Consider the following 14,225-nt stretch of genomic DNA (forward strand, 5'->3'; position numbering starts at 1 on the left):
CAACGCACAATTATTCAATTCTGGATTAAGGAGGACTAAATCCAGGGCAGGGCGCAGGCGACCAAGCAGCGCAACTGCCTGGTCGGTGGAGGGGTCAATAAACGGTTTTGCCGAATGGGCGCGCGGTCGAACCCAGGTAGAACGACAGTATCGCCAGCATTTGTACAATCACGGCGGCCACCACGATGGCAGTAATTGCCTCGCCCGCGTTGGAAAAGACTGAGCGGATCAGGCCGAAGGACGCCGGGGCAAAGGCATAGATGGTTTGACTGATCGCCACCATTAACGCGATCACCTTGGCGGTTTGTTCGCGGCTGAACTCGGTTTGTGCGATCAGCGGTGGCAGCGAGGTGGCGTTGCCGATACCCGAGCCGATCAGCACCACCGCCACCCAGGCCACGGCCGGGTGACTGTCCAGGCCAAGGAACATCAGGGTCCCCAGCATCTGGACGGCATAGCCGAGGCAAGCCAATTGACGGCGGTCAGCGCCCTGGGTCATCAAGCGCGCGGCGACATAACGACCGCCCATGGCGCTGGCGGTGGCCAGGCCCATGGCGAATGAAGCGTCATGAGTGCCCATGCGTCCCACCAGTATCGAATACAGATGCGCGATCAATCCAATCTGCGCGAATAGCCCCAGCGACATACCGGCGGCCAGGGTGCGGAATTTCGCTGACTTGAGGATCTGTGTGGCAGTCCAGGGAGCGACGCTGGCGTGGGGCGCGATGGGTTCCGGCAGCTCCGCGTTGTCGGGGTGCTGTCCCAGGCTTTGCGGGCTTTTGTTGAATACCAGAAAGGCGAAGCTGCCCATCAGCACCACCGCCGCGACGGTGATCACCAGTGCTGCCGTGGCAAAGCCAAAGCGCTCAATCAAAAACACCCATAATGGCGAGAAGATTACTCCACCCATGCTCGCACCGTTGTATGCCTTGCCCAAGGCCTTGGGCCGTTCCTTGACGTACCAGGGAGCGATCAAGGTATTGACGGCGGCGGCACCCAGTGTGACCCAGCCGATGCCCGAGCAGATGGCGCCGGCATACAGCACCCATAATTGGTTGGTCTGAGCCCAGATATTCACCCCGATCCCCAACACGATGCTGCCCAGCAAGGTGATGGCAGGCACTCCAAAACGCTCATAAATTCGGGGCAGGTTGGCAATGACCAGCGTGCCGCTAAGAAAGTGCAGGGTCACGGCCGCCGACACCTGGGCGATGGGCCAGCCGGTGCGCTCCATGACCGCCTGTAGGTAGATGGGAGGCCCGTAGAAGCCTACTCCCCAGCCGACAATTGCCAGTATGAACGTACACGCCAGTACGGTCTGTCCAAAAAAACGAGTGTTCTTCATCGCCAACTCCTCCATGTTGGCTCATAGGTTATCCTCCTGGTGTACCTTTCACTTCGAGGAGCGTCGAACAATGGATGTTGAACAGTCCGAACTGCGCCTGGCCAATGTCGCCTCGGCCATTGCCGACCCCGCCAGAGCGCGCATGCTGTGCTGTTTGCTGGATGGACGGGCGCGGACGGCCACCGAGCTGGCGGTGGTAGCGCAGAAAAGTCCTTCCACCGCGTCCAGTCATTTTCAAAAACTGCTGAAACAAGGGCTGGTGACTTTGGTTTCCCAAGGGAAGCATCGCTACTTCCAACTGGCAAACGGGGATGTTGCCAAGGCATTGGAGGGACTGTTGTCCATCGCCTCATTTGAGATGCCGGCGTTCGAGCCTTCCACGCCTTGCCATCTGCGCCATGCCCGCACCTGTTACGACCATTTGGCCGGGGAGCTGGGGGTCATGTTGCACGATGCCTTGCTGGCGGGCGAGTGGATGTGCCAACAGCAGGGTGACTATGAGTTGACGCCCAAGGGTATAGAGCATTTGACCCGAATTGGCATTGACCTCAACTCGAACACTCAGGCGCGGCGCCGCTTTGCTTTTCCCTGCCTGGACTGGAGCCAGCGTTGCGCCCACGTAGGTGGGACCCTCGGCGTGGTGCTGCTGGGGCATATGGTGCGGGACAAGTGGGTCGAGCGGGCCTTGGACTCTCGCGCATTGACCGTAACCGCCAAAGGTCGCAAGCGCCTGGCGAGCGTGTTTGATATCCAGCTCGGGGCTGACTGAGTTAAGTTTTTTTCACGCCTGCGTTTAACGCAAATCGATTTTCATTAGGGCAGCTGCAGTCATGATAACCGTCGGAGGACGACATCATGATGACTCAGAAGCAACAGCAACGCTTTGTGACTCGGCTGGCAAAGCTTCGAAAGAACTTGCACAGCATTCCTGAGCTGGCTTTTCAGGAAACGCGAACCAGTGACACGGTCTGTGGAGAGTTGGACGCATTGGGTATTCCGTATATTCGCGGGATGGCAAAGACTGGCGTCGTTGGCGTTATCACCAAAGGCACGGCTGGCCCCTACATTGCCATTCGTGCCGACATGGATGCCTTGCCTATTGCTGAACAAAACACTTTTGACCACGTTTCACGGCACCCAGGTTGCATGCATGCCTGCGGTCATGATGGCCATATAGCGATGCTGTTGGGCGCCGCCGAGTTGATCATTCGCTACATCGATTTCAACGGTACCGTGTGCCTGATCTTTCAGCCGGCCGAGGAGGGGCAGGCCGGCGCTAAAGCCATGCTCGACGATGGCCTGCTTGAACGCTTTCCTATCCAGGCAATCGCCGGCCTGCATAATTGGCCCTTGTTGCCCGTCGGTAGTTTTGCCACCCGCCCCGGGGCCTTGATGGCCTCAAGCAACAAGTTCGAGATTCGCCTTGAGGGCCGTGGCGGTCACGCCGCGCAACCCCATGCCGCGACCAACCCGATCATCGCGGCCGCCCACTTGTGCCTGGGGTTGCAATCGGTGGTGGCAAGCGAAGTGAATGCGCTCGAAGGCGCCGTGTTGACGGTGACCGAGGTCCAGGCGGGCAATGGCTTTAACGTCATTCCCCAAGTAGTGATTATCCGCGGCACGGTGCGCTCCTTTGATAGCCTTACGGTCGCACGAATGGTCGGAGCTATCGAGCGGATGAGCAGCGGTATCGGCCAGGCCTTTGGCTGTCAGGCGATGGTGGATTTTCGCCGCAGCTACCCACCGCTGATCAACAGTGCGTTCATGGTCGACCTGGCGTTGGAGGCGGCCCGGCAGGTGTTCGGCGAACAGCAGGTGCAAGGCCAGGCGCAGGCCACCATGGCCGCTGAGGATTTCGCTTTTTTCAGCGAGCGTATACCCAGTGTCTTCGCGCTTTTGGGGGCTGCCCGCCATGCAGATGAACCGTCGCTGCATTCACCCCGCTACGACTTCAACGACGCAATCCTGTATTCGGGGGCGGCCTGGTTCGCCTCATTCGTGCGCACGTGTTTCGGGGCCATGAGTGCGGCCGTCGACCTGGGAGATCATGCCAATGTTTCTGAGCAATGATGATGCACCACTGCAACACACGGCCGAAGTTATCGGTAGCGTGGTGCTGCTGTGGCATGCACTGAACGTACAAGCAGTCGCTGCCCTTGAGCGGCACCCAAACCTTGCCTACATGGTCAGTGTCCCTGTGCTCGAGTGCGCGGATCTCGGCTCGGGCATGGCCACTCGTATTGCGGACCTGTTGACGCCCCATGACACCGCTGAGCGCCGGTTGATGCATGAGGCGCTCCACGAGCTCAGTGGCCGACAGGACATCCTTTGCAGTATCGCTGCTGACCTGGAAGCCGTAGTTCAGCGCGACCCGGCGTTTCAGAGCGAGCTTGAAGTATTTTTGTTTGCCAAGGGTTTTGCCGCGTTGCAGGTCTATCGCTTTGGCCATGTATTACTGCAACAGGGACGTCGACTGGAAGCCTTATACCTGCAGGCTCGATGCAATGTGGTGTTAGGCATAGATATCAACCCAGCGTGCCGAATTGGGCGTGGGGTGCTGCTGGACCATGGCACCGGCATCGTCATCGGCGAAACAGCGGTGATCGAGGATCATGTGTCCATTTTGCAGGGGGTCACTCTGGGGGGCACCGGCAAGGACAGTGGTGATCGCCATCCCAAGGTCAGGACCGGCGTGATGATCGGGGCCGGGGCGAAAATCCTCGGTAATATCGAGATTGGCGCGGGTTCCAAGGTGGGGGCCAACAGTGTGGTGCTCAAGGCCGTGCCTCCCAGGACCACAGTGGTCGGCATCCCGGCCTGCGGGGTAGACCAGCCAAGGCACGAGCGGCCCGCCCAGGAAATGGATCAATCCATCAATTAGTGTTTACGGTAAAAAGGCGAGAAGAAGGTCTTCTCGCTGGCGGGATTATTCCAGGATTTCAGGCGACGATATGGTGGGGGCTCGGGTCGAACTCTTCCTTGATCAGGCCAAAGGTTTCATAGCCTGGCTTTTGTGACAGACACGCATAGGGGCTCTGCCAACCATCCAGGCGGGCGATGCGCCCCAGCCACGTAACGACCGTTTCGGGCAGTTGCACCCAGGCCTGATTGCTCCAGAAAAGGTAACCGACCAGGGAGAAGTCGGCGATCGACAGCTCGTCCCCGAGGATGTAGCGACGTCCATCACACAGTTCCTTGTCGAGCCTGCCAACGTCTTCCTGAAAGCGACTGGCCAGCCACTGAACAGCACCCTCTGGGTAGTCATCGGGGAAGTAGTTGCGAGCCAGGCGCAGATGGGGCAGCGACAAGCCGATCTTGTTGGCCTCCCACATCAACCACTCCTTGCACGAGACCGTGCCTCGACGTCCGCTGCCTCCAAACAACCCAAGGATGTCGGCGAGCTCGGTCAGGATGGCGTTGGATTGGACGTAGTGTGCCTGGCCAATGGTCACCAACGGCACTTCGCCAAAACGCGCCAGGCTCAGCGACCTGAAAGGCTCGGGCCGAGCAGCGCGGTCAACGAGAATATCCACCTGATGATAGGCGTACTCCACTTTGGCCACGTCCAGCATCAACTTGACCTTGTAGCTGTGCCCAGACTCCGGATGGCCGTAAAGGGTGATCTGGCTCATAGCTGTTGCTCCTCGCGGGTATGGGTCATCCAGTGCACATCGATCCAGCCAATCGGCGTTTCAATTGCTTCGGGCCACAGTCCGATGTCCTTGAATCCGGCTTTGCGGTAGCAGCTGATCGCCAACAGGTTTTCCTTTTTGACACCCAGGTCGACCCGGGCCACGTTGAATTGGGCATAGGCCAGTTTCAAGGCCTGGGTCAGGGTAGCCTGGCCGTAGCCCTTGCCACGAGACTCAGGGTCACCAATCAGGATCCGCGCGAAACGCAGGGACAGATGGGGCCATATATCTGAAAACTCGATGTGGCCGATCAACTTCTCGTCATCCTGGTCGACCACCGCGTACAGGCGACGCCACGGATAACGCTCGCAGGCCTTGTCTAGATAGCGCTGAAGCTGCTCTTTGTCCAATGGATAGGAAAAGGTCGCTCCCGCCCAGAGGGACAAAGTCTGCGGCCCATCGATCCAGGAAATGACCGTATCGAAATCGGCGGTTTGAAAGGTTCTAAGGGTGATGTTCATGATTGTTCCTCGGTTGCAACGGGGCTGTCTTTTCAGGACTGGGTCAGTTCGCTGATAAAGACGGTCGACATGTAGTTGTCGTAGGTCTCGGCGCCGCCCTCGCTGCCGTAGCCGCTTTCCTTGATGCCGCCAAAGGGCGTTTCCGGCATACCCAGGCCATAGTGATTGAGCGAAATCATGCCTGCTTCCAAGCCTTCGACCAGCTTGGCGCATTCATTACGATCTTCACTGAACCCATAGGCGGCAAGGCCATAGGGGAGCGCATTGGCCAAGGCGATCACCGTGTCCAGGTCGCTGAAGGCATTGACCGGGATTACGGGGCCGAAAGGTTCTTCCTGCATCATCCGGGAGTTCAGGGGCACATTGGTCAGAATCGTGGGTTGGAAAAAATTTCCCTGACGCTCGACTCGACTGCCGCCAACTAGCAGGCTGGCACCTGCCGCCAGGCTGTCGTCGATAAGGGCTTGGAGGCGTACAATCTGGCGCTCGTTGCACAGCGGGCCCATCTTGGTCTGCGGCTCCATGCCATCGCCTACTCGAACCTTGCGAGTCTTCTCAAGCAGGCAGGTGACGAAGTCATCAATGACCGATTCATGGACAAAAAAGCGCGAAGGGGAAATGCAAATCTGTCCGGCGTTGCGGAACTTGGCATCTACTAGCAAAGTACAGACTTTGTCGATATTGCTGCTGGAGCAGACGATTACGGCGGCGTGCCCGCCCAGTTCCATACTGATCCGTTTCATCTTTGCCCCGGCCAGGGCTGCGAGTTTCTTGCCGACCGCAATGGAGCCGGTGAACGACACCTTGGCAATCACAGGAGAGTCGATCAGGTAACTGGAAATCTGCTCGGGATCGCCCCACACTAGATTCAGGCAACCGTCAGGCAATCCTGCCCTGTGAAAGATATCTGCCAGCGCCGCGACAGCCGAAGGAGCCTCCTCGGGGCCCTTGAGGATCAGCGTGCAACCAGCCCCCACGGCAGCGCAGATTTTGCGAATGGCCTGATTGAACGGAAAGTTCCAGGGGGTGAATGCGCAGCATACGCCTACCGGTCGCTTAACTACTGATTGGCGAACCTTGGGGTTTCGAGCGGGCACCAGCCTGCCGTACAGCCGCTTGCACTCTTCGGCGTGCCATTTGGCATGCTCGGCGCAAAAACGCACTTCGGCCAGGGCCTCAGCCATTGGCTTGCCTTGATCCAGCGTCATCAGCACGGCGATGGACTCGGCCTCGCTAAAAATGATTCGGTAGGCTTCATAAAGCACCTTGCTGCGCTCTTCGGCGCTGGAAAAGCGCCATTGCATAAATGCTTGGCGCGCCGCCTCCAGGGCATAATCCAGGTGATTGACGTCGGCGCAGGCCAAGCGCCCGAGCTGCTGGTGAGAACTGGGATTGATTATGTCAATGCAAGCTGTATCGCTGTCGGGGTAAATCCATTTGCCGTTGATAAAAAGACCAATGTCCTTATACACATGACCTCCTAGGCGGGCTCAACGTCCGAACCACGCGTTTTCGATGATGGTTTTATACTGCTGCGTCGAGAGGGGTTGCGGATTGGTCCGGGCGGTAGGGTCCGCCGTGGCCAGTTGTGCGATGTAATCGGCGTCGAAGGATTGGTGGATGATTTCGCTCAAGCGGTCAGGAATACCCAGGTCGGCAAGAAAGTCTTTGAGCCAGGCGGTAAAGGCCTCATAGCCAGGCTGCGTCAGGTTCAGGCACTCGCTAAGCCGCACTAGCTTGGCGTCAATGACCGGGCGATTAAAGGCAACCACATAGGGCAGCAATACGCCGTTGGTCAAGCCATGGTGGGTGCCGTATACACCCCCGATGGAGTGGCTGATGGCATGCACTGCGCCCAACCCCTTGTGAAAGGCTACTGCGCCCATCAAGGCGGCCGCGCTCAGGTAGCAGCGGGCCTGGAGGTTGGCTACGTCTTGAACCACGATGGGCAGCCACTCCTTGATTAGGCCCATGGCCTGGAGTGCGATGCCGTCACCCATGGGGTGGAAACTGTTGGCGCAATAAGCTTCGAAGGCATGGGAGAAGGCATCTATTCCAACGGCGGCAGAAACGGCTGCCGACACCGTCAAGGTCAGGGCCGGGTCGACGATCACCAGGCTGGATAGCATTTTTGGATGAAATATCAGCCGTTTGCGATTTTCCAGGGTGTCCAGCAGCACAGCTGCCCGGCCGACCTCGGCCCCGGTGCCTGCGGTGGTTGGCACACTGATAATGGGCGGAAGGTTGTCGTTGGCTGCTTTCCACAGGTTGGGCAGGCTCTCGAAGGTCCAGATCGGCTTGGTTTGAACCGCCATGAAGGCGATGGCCTTGGCCAAGTCCAGAGCGCTTCCACCACCGATTCCAATCACTATGTCCCGGGCATATTCGTTGAAGGCACCGATACCTCGTTCGAGCATCTCGGTATTCGGGTCGGAGTGAAAGCTTGAAAAAATCTTCAGGTCTATGCCCGCCTGGGTGCAACGCTCCAGGGCAAGGATAATCAGCGGATGCTCAACCAGCATCCCATCGATGACCACCAGGGGCCGTTGTTTGCCCAGTAGTACGCAACCATTGACAAGCTCGGTGATCCGCTCGACACCAAACCAGATGGGGGTGGGATAGTTCCAGTCGGCATTGAGTTGATGTGCGTTGAACGTTGAGTTAACTGTCTGCATGGCGTTCCTCCTTATGTCCTTTTTAGGGCGAGTAGGCGGCGCCTTCAACGCACAAAATCTGAAATCAAGGTTTAGAAAAATTGACCTGAAGCAGACCGTGCAGGCTTTAGCATCGACCAGGGCTCTGAGTGGAAAAAGGTGTGCAGATGCTGAATTTGACTGAACTGGGTGCTGGTGCGGGACCTTGCCTGGTACTGATCCATGGCACTGCAGGGAGCCCGGGTTCCACTTGGGAGGGATTTGCCAGTTGCCTGCAAGGGCACTACCACATCCTGGCAGTTGATCTATCACGACTGGCGCAGGTCGGTGCGGGGGCGCAAACCCTGGAAGGTCTGGCCAGGTTGATCGCTGCGCAAATCAGCCGTTGCGCGGCTGAACACGTCCATTTGATTGGTTATTCAATGGGCGCCGCGCTGGCGGTTGAGGTGGCCAACGTTATGCCTTGCAAAATCCTCTCGCTGACCTTGATCGCACCGTTCGAGCACGCACGCGACCCGCAGGTGCGCAGTACCTTCGAGCACTGGCGCCAACTGCTCAAGGATAATCCCAAGGATCTGGCCGCGCAGATTGTGATGCGTGGTTTCTGTGCAACCTCCTTGAATGCCATGGGGTCGGCTCAGGTTTCGGCGCTCGTCGAGGCGTTTTACCTGCGGGTGGACTGGCCCAGTGTTGCCACCCAGGTCGCGCTGAACCTGTCACTGGATGTCTCGTCCCAGGTGCTGCGAATCCGCTGCCCGACGGCCGTTATTATTGGCCTGGCCGATCAGTTGATACCGGCCCACGTTAGTGTGTCGCTGTATGAGCGATTGGCCGAAGGCTACCTGTTTACCATGCCATGCGGGCACCTGATACCGGCAGAAGATCCGTGGGGGCTGGCGCAGATCGTTCGACTGTTTCTCGCGCAGCACGCTGTCACGTCAACGCTGCCAGGCTGCTCTTGATCCAGTCATACAAACTATTGCCTTCGCGCGACAACTCGCTGTTGGTACGCCGGCAATCGGCGTGAATAATCCCGACCAATCCGCCAGGCGTCTCGATCTCGATGGCAATCGGCAGTTCGGCGAACTGCAACGCGAACGCTTGCTGCTCGAATGGCGACAGCCCGGTGAACCATGACCCGCCGTTGCAGATCCAGCTGACGACGTCGCACGTGTCGAAGTGGACCACGAAGTCATCATGGTTGCCGCGCACCGGGTGAAACCATGGCTTGGAAAGCCAGTCCAGAGCGTCTCGGCACTCAGGTCCACGATCAATCAGGTCTCCGACGCTGAACAGGCGGTCGACGACAGGATCGAAGCCGACTGAATCCAGAGCAGCCTGCAATCGGGTGAAGTGACCGTGAATATCACCCACCGCGAAATCCCGGCCAGCGGTGTTTGCAGCGAAGCGCTTGATGAGCGACACCTCGATAGATTCGATCATTGGTCACTCCGGTACGGCAGAAGGCGTTGCTTTTTTGCTTTGTAGATGACCGCTTAAGCATGCGCCAGGGTTGTGGCCCTGTCACAGGTGTTTCTTGAGATTTTGGCATGGCTTCGCTTCGAAGCGTCTACATTCGTGGGAGTATTCCCTTTTTCAGAGAACGGATATGTTCAGACATCGCTCGTTGATTGCCGCTATTGCTTGTGTTGCATTGGTTTCTGGCTCCGCTCCGGCATTGGCCGATCCAGGTAATGGCAAGGGGCAGGGAAACGCAAAGGGGAATTCGCAAAACAGCCAGGAGCATGGCAACCAAGACAACAAGGGGAAGAATTCAGGCGGCGGTGATTGGGATAATGGCCCAAGCATCAATCGAGGAAGCATCCTTGGTATTGTGGATGGATATCGCGACTACTGGAGCCCTGGACCTGCTTTGCCCCCCGGCATTCAAAAGAACCTCGCCCGTGGTAAACCGCTTCCACCCGGGATTGCCAAAAAGCTGGATGGTCGGCTGATCGGCAGGCTGCCTCATTATGACGGGTACGAATGGCAGCAAGCGGGTACTGACCTGATACTGGTTGCGATCGCTACCGGTCTTATTTATGAAGTTCTCAGCGGCGCTTTCGATTGACGAGTGCTGGCGCATTCCGTCCGTCGTGGGACTTGAACTGTCAGGGGTTTAACGCGTCTTAAGGTACGCGATATCAACCCTCACGGAAGCAATCATGCTTTTTAAAAACAAGAGTCTCGTTGCTGTAATGTCATTCGCCATGATGCTTGCAGCCGCCCCGTTACTCCCTGCTGATCTGTCCATCATGAACGCCGCCTATGCGAAAGAAGGTGGTGGTGGTGGTGGTGGTGGCCACGGCGGCGGAAATGGCGGAGGTCATGGCGGCGGTAATGGTGGCGGTCACAGCGGTTCGGGTCACTCTGGCAGTAATGGCCGTGGCGAGGGTTTGAGCAGTGATCATGCTGGCAAGGCGGTTCGCGACCATGGCATAAGTGGCAATCATTACGGCAGTGATCGTAATAGTGACAACGGTCACGGCACCACGACTTCAGGCATTGCACATTCCAAAGACACGCGCGGCGTAGCTAAAGCGAAGGCAATTTCGGCATCGACGCCGGGAGACCACAACTCGAAGGGACTGAGTAACACCGGGGCGCAAAAAAAATCCCATTGAGCAGGAACTGCCAGGCAAGCGATTTTTTAGCGGCCAGGCTTTTACAAAAAAATCCCGGACACATTCTGTTTCCGGGATTTTTTTTGTAATGCAGGGCGGAAAGCGTTTTACCCAGCGCTCTCGAGGATATGCAATAAGCAGCTAGTCTTCACCTTGGTGTTGCAGGCTCTTCCCGTGTGGATAGAGGACTGCTTTCCAACGCAGGAGCACAGCGTATGTCCAGAATCCTCTATTTGATGTTCGCTGGCATGGTCATGTTTACCAGCCAGGCTATGGCGGACACCCTCAAGATCAGTGTCATCGGCGCCGGTAACGTTGGCGGTACGCTGGGTACGCTATGGGTAAAGGCCGGGCATTCGGTGATGTTTTCGTCACGCCACCCCGAGGAGCTGACGGACCTGGTCAAGAGCGCCGGCCCCAACGCTCGGGCGGGCTCGGTGAACGATGCCGCGGCATGGGGCGATGTGATCGTGTTGAGTGTTCCCTACGGCGCGATGCCGGTGCTGTCCGAACAGCTCAAGGGCAAGCTGGATGGCAAGGTGGTGTTCAGCACCAGCAACCCGTTCAGCGGCCGTGACGCAGAGGTCGGGCGCAAGGCGCTAGAGGTGGGAGCAGCCTTGGCGGACCAGCAATATCTGCCGGGAGTACACCTGGTGCGGGCGTTCAACGCCGTAGGCTATGCATCAATGAAAGACCAGTCTGGCAAAAACAAGGCGATTCCCGTTTTCGCCGACGACGCCCAGGCCCGAGACATGGGAGCCCGGTTGGTGCGCGACGCCGGTTTTTTGCCGGTCGTTTTCCCGCTGGCGCGAGCCAATGAAGGTTTGCCGGGTGGCCCGCTCAGCGGCCTTTGGAGCGAAGCCGAACTCAAGCGCAGGCTGGGCCTTTAGGAGAAAAACACCATGGCTCCCGAAAATCTGTTGGCCCTTGCCTGGGGTGTGTTCTTTTGCACAGCAGCGTGCGGTCAAGTGGCAGCAGTCACCGATCACCCACCGGCAATACTGCCCTTGGAATCCGAGACGGCGCCAAAACTCATTGCCTATCCGCCGCTTGCCGAACCGCTCGCCCGCGGAGTCGTCATTATCCAATATCGAACAGAGCACGCCAGGATCATGCCGGTGTTCGGTAAAGCGGCTGCTGATGTTTCACCACGTCTCGGTCACCTTCACGTGACCGTCGACGACTGGAAAGGTACATGGGCGCACACCAGTGAAGACCCGATCATCCTGGTCGGACTGACGCCCGGCACTCACAAGGTTCTGCTTGAAGTGGCCGACCCGACTCACAAGATCCTCACCAGTACGGCAGTGAACTTTACAGTTCCGCAGAAGAAACCAGCTGACGCCCCTCACATGGACGATGGTCACGCAGTAAAACCATAACTTTGAGTGGTTACTTGCGCACGTTCTGGTACAGCATCAACCGCGAGGTTTCATGCATGGCGCGGGTCAATAGTGACAGTCGCTTGAACTCTTCAGGGTTTTGCTCGGCGACGTTGTCCAGCGGTGTTGGTGAGGCCAGGTCATGGAGGCTTGGCGAGCTGCCGTCGTGCTCCATCTGTACCATGTAGTGTTGCGTCACGCCGGCGATCAGCGGGAAGGTGCCTTCACGCAACACCAATGGCACCACGCGTTCGCCTTCGGGCGCGGGCTGCTGGATATCGCGGCCCATGCCGCCGTTGCGAAACTCGAGGCCGGCCATGCCCGCCACGGTGGGCAGCAGGTCCACCAGGCCGACTGCTTCCTCGACCTTGCGCGTCCCGATCATGCCTGGCGCGTGGATGATCATCGGCACCGCGTTGCTTTCCAGGCCCAGTTGCTCGTAGGCCGGTGGCAGGAAAGGGATCTGGGCGATACGGGTGTTGTGGTCGCCAAACATCACGAAAATGGTGTTTTCGTACCAACCGCCGGCCTTGGCGATTTCCATCAGGCGTCCGAGGTTGAAGTCCAGCAAGCGCACGGCGTTGTATTGCTCGACACTGCGCGAGCCTGCGGCCTGGACTTGCTCCAGGGTAGGGTGCTTGACCTCGAATCCGTCATTGCTCTCTGGAATCGTGAAGGGGCGATGGTTGCCGGCTGTTTGCACATAAGCGAAGAACGGTTTGTCCTTGGGCAGCGCTTGCAGGATCTGGTCGGTTTCCTTGAACAGGTCCAGGTCCGAGATGCCCCAGACATCCACCACCGGGGATTTCCAGTCGCGCTCGTCGAACAGGCGAACGCCGTCGATGCTTTGCCTGATCAAGGCGTTCATGTTGGCCCAGCCGGAGTTGCCGCCAATGGTGTAGATCTTTTCGTAGCCGGTGAAGGCATTGATCAGCGTGTTTTGCCGGGTGATCAGTGGATTGCGCGTCGCGGTTTCCTGACGAGTGACGTCAGGCACCCCGGTAATGCTGGCCCAGACGGTTTTTGCGGTCCCCGTGACCGGCACATAGAAGTGCGTGAAGAACCAGCTCTGAGTGGCCAGGCGATCGATATTGGGCGTTGGATCGATCGGGTTGCCATAGGCCCCGACGGCGCTGGTGCCCAGCGACTCAAGCATGATGAACATCACGTTGGGTGGCCGCGAGCCTGAAATTTTGTAGGGTTGTGGCGCCTGATGGCGGACGAAGTTGAGGGTCTGCGGATCGGGTTGGTCGACGCCCAGATAGTGGGCCATGACCGCGTAATGTTCGCGCACCTGCGCTTCGTCATAGCGCGACTGGCCGACCTTGACGGTGTCGTAGAGGAAAATCACCGGGTTCAGGCCCAACGCGGCGATCTGGTTATTGCCCGAGAAGAACGCATCGCTCCAGCGCAACGGCACAGGGTTTTCAAAGTTCAAGTGTTCGACACGACCCAGGATACCCAGCAGCACCAGCAACACCATCACCGCACCACCCCATGTCGCGGAGAACGGGTGAACCACTTTGCGCGGGCGGTCCAGGGTGACGCGCTCCAGGCGCACCAGGGCCAGTGTCACGAACGCGACTGTCGCCAGCCAACCCAGTGAAATCCAGATGACCGGGTAGGTTTGCCAGACCATGTCACGGGATATTTGCGCATCCTCGATGAAGCGCAACACCGTGGCGTTGATTCTCACGCCGAGGTAGGCGTAGTGGCCAAAATCGATGATGTAGATCAGCAGCACAGCGCTGAGGATGGCGACCAGGTACACGCGGGCGATGCCGCGAAGGAGGCGGCTGCCGACAAGGTTCCAGCGAGGGATCCAGGCCAGCAACGCCAATGGCAGCATGACCAGAATGGCCAGGCGCACATCGAACCGAAAGCCGATGCCCAGGGTTGTCAGCACATTTTCGTCGCCCAGGGCTTTGGCGTCGAAACCGGAAAAGCCGAACAAGAACACCACCCGAAGCAGTGCAAACAGCACAAATGCGATCGCTGTTACGCCCAGCCAGTAATGTAGACGTCTCGATTTCAGCCAGCCCATGCCTGTTTCCTTATTAAGATTTC

Annotated in this window: 14 protein-coding genes and 1 pseudogene; 8 read left to right on the forward strand and 7 right to left on the reverse strand. The window is 58.2% G+C overall.

Translation table 11 applies throughout. The annotated features are described in order from the left end of the window. Positions 1–94: 94 nt before the first annotated feature. Complete coding sequence (locus ACA058_RS11345; protein WP_497639150.1) at positions 95–1,345, reverse strand: MFS transporter; 1,251 nt, start codon at positions 1,343–1,345, stop codon at positions 95–97. 70 nt (positions 1,346–1,415) lie between these two features. Between ACA058_RS11345 and ACA058_RS11350 the strand changes: the two genes are divergently transcribed. From ACA058_RS11350 to cysE, 3 genes are all read left to right on the forward strand, one after another. Next, positions 1,416–2,114, forward strand: coding sequence for an ArsR/SmtB family transcription factor (locus tag ACA058_RS11350; RefSeq protein WP_497639151.1), 699 nt, complete (start codon positions 1,416–1,418; stop codon positions 2,112–2,114). A gap of 86 nt (positions 2,115–2,200) precedes the next feature. After that, positions 2,201–3,415, forward strand: coding sequence for an amidohydrolase (locus ACA058_RS11355; protein WP_497639152.1), 1,215 nt, complete (start codon positions 2,201–2,203; stop codon positions 3,413–3,415). After that, positions 3,399–4,226 (forward strand): serine O-acetyltransferase, encoded by an 828-nt coding sequence (cysE, locus tag ACA058_RS11360; RefSeq protein ID WP_497639153.1) that lies wholly within the window; start codon positions 3,399–3,401, stop codon positions 4,224–4,226. The genes ACA058_RS11355 and cysE overlap by 17 nt, the downstream gene beginning before the upstream one ends. Positions 4,227–4,284: 58 nt before the next feature. Here cysE and ACA058_RS11365 read toward each other — a convergent pair whose 3' ends face one another. From ACA058_RS11365 to ACA058_RS11380, 4 genes are read right to left on the reverse strand one after another with little or no spacing between them, the layout of a single operon-like run. Continuing rightward, positions 4,285–4,977, reverse strand: a complete 693-nt coding sequence (locus tag ACA058_RS11365; RefSeq protein ID WP_497639154.1) for a glutathione S-transferase family protein — start codon at positions 4,975–4,977, stop codon at positions 4,285–4,287. Beyond that, entirely contained in the window at positions 4,974–5,498 is a 525-nt protein-coding gene (locus ACA058_RS11370; protein WP_497639155.1) for a GNAT family N-acetyltransferase, read from the reverse strand. The genes ACA058_RS11365 and ACA058_RS11370 overlap by 4 nt, the downstream gene beginning before the upstream one ends. A gap of 32 nt (positions 5,499–5,530) precedes the next feature. Further along, positions 5,531–6,970, reverse strand: coding sequence for an NAD-dependent succinate-semialdehyde dehydrogenase (locus ACA058_RS11375; protein WP_497639156.1), 1,440 nt, complete (start codon positions 6,968–6,970; stop codon positions 5,531–5,533). Between the two features lie 18 nt (positions 6,971–6,988). Continuing rightward, the gene (locus tag ACA058_RS11380) at positions 6,989–8,173 is read right to left on the reverse strand and encodes an iron-containing alcohol dehydrogenase (protein WP_497639157.1); all 1,185 of its coding nucleotides are present in this window, start codon (positions 8,171–8,173) and stop codon (positions 6,989–6,991) included. A gap of 146 nt (positions 8,174–8,319) precedes the next feature. Here ACA058_RS11380 and ACA058_RS11385 point away from each other — a divergent pair, with 146 nt between their 5' ends. Then, entirely contained in the window at positions 8,320–9,114 is a 795-nt protein-coding gene (locus ACA058_RS11385; protein WP_497639158.1) for an alpha/beta fold hydrolase, read from the forward strand. A 52-nt stretch (positions 9,115–9,166) separates the two neighbouring features. On the opposite strand, the pseudogene ACA058_RS11390 reads toward ACA058_RS11385, so the two are convergent. Then, positions 9,167–9,595, reverse strand: a pseudogene (locus ACA058_RS11390) (metallophosphoesterase); the annotation flags it as partial. Positions 9,596–9,761: 166 nt separating this feature from the next. On the opposite strand from ACA058_RS11390, the gene ACA058_RS11395 reads away from it, so the two are divergent. The 4 genes from ACA058_RS11395 (at position 9,762) to ACA058_RS11410 (ending at position 12,158) form a co-directional block, all read left to right on the forward strand. Continuing rightward, positions 9,762–10,223, forward strand: a complete 462-nt coding sequence (locus ACA058_RS11395; RefSeq protein ID WP_497639159.1) for an anti-virulence regulator CigR family protein — start codon at positions 9,762–9,764, stop codon at positions 10,221–10,223. A gap of 94 nt (positions 10,224–10,317) precedes the next feature. Then, a complete protein-coding gene (locus ACA058_RS11400; protein ID WP_497639160.1) occupies positions 10,318–10,776 on the forward strand; it encodes a hypothetical protein in 459 nt (152 codons plus the stop codon). A 215-nt stretch (positions 10,777–10,991) separates the two neighbouring features. Then, positions 10,992–11,666: an NADPH-dependent F420 reductase gene (locus ACA058_RS11405; RefSeq protein ID WP_497639161.1), complete on the forward strand. Its 675-nt coding sequence runs from the start codon at positions 10,992–10,994 to the stop codon at positions 11,664–11,666. A gap of 12 nt (positions 11,667–11,678) precedes the next feature. Further along, on the forward strand, positions 11,679–12,158 hold the full coding sequence (locus ACA058_RS11410) for a DUF6130 family protein (RefSeq protein ID WP_497639162.1): 480 nt from the start codon (positions 11,679–11,681) through the stop codon (positions 12,156–12,158). 10 nt (positions 12,159–12,168) lie between these two features. Here ACA058_RS11410 and ACA058_RS11415 read toward each other — a convergent pair whose 3' ends face one another. After that, positions 12,169–14,202: an LTA synthase family protein gene (locus ACA058_RS11415; protein WP_497639163.1), complete on the reverse strand. Its 2,034-nt coding sequence runs from the start codon at positions 14,200–14,202 to the stop codon at positions 12,169–12,171. Positions 14,203–14,225 lie beyond the last annotated feature (23 nt).

It is taken from the genome of Pseudomonas sp. LBUM1649, assembly GCF_059716155.1.